At 59.3% G+C, this 258-nt stretch carries 1 pseudogene; it reads right to left on the bottom strand.

What is annotated here, in order from left to right:
- Nucleotides 1–258, bottom strand: a pseudogene (locus ACO0LO_RS29095) (MotA/TolQ/ExbB proton channel family protein); the annotation flags it as partial.

Here is a 258-nt window from a genome sequence, read left to right as displayed (position 1 = left end):
CTTTCCAGAATTTGGATTTGGCATCTTTAGCCTGGCCGCTCATTTTGAGCTGGTCGACGAATTTGGTGATGAGGATGTACCAGCTGCCCATGGACATGATGGCCATGATGATCAGCGTGGAGCGGGCTACAAAGTCGCCGCCTTTCCACAGGGCGTCGAGGCCGTAGGGGTTTTCGACTGTTTCTTTGGCCACTGGCGCTGGGGCTGCGACGTCAGTCGGCGCTGCTGCCGGGGCTGCGTCTGCTGCAGGCGCTGCTG

The sequence above is a fragment of the Undibacterium sp. TJN25 genome (assembly GCF_049339885.1).
Taxonomy (GTDB): domain Bacteria; phylum Pseudomonadota; class Gammaproteobacteria; order Burkholderiales; family Burkholderiaceae_D; genus Undibacterium.
The sequence above is the reverse complement of the archived record's forward strand: the minus strand, read 5'-3'. Positions and strand labels throughout refer to the sequence as shown.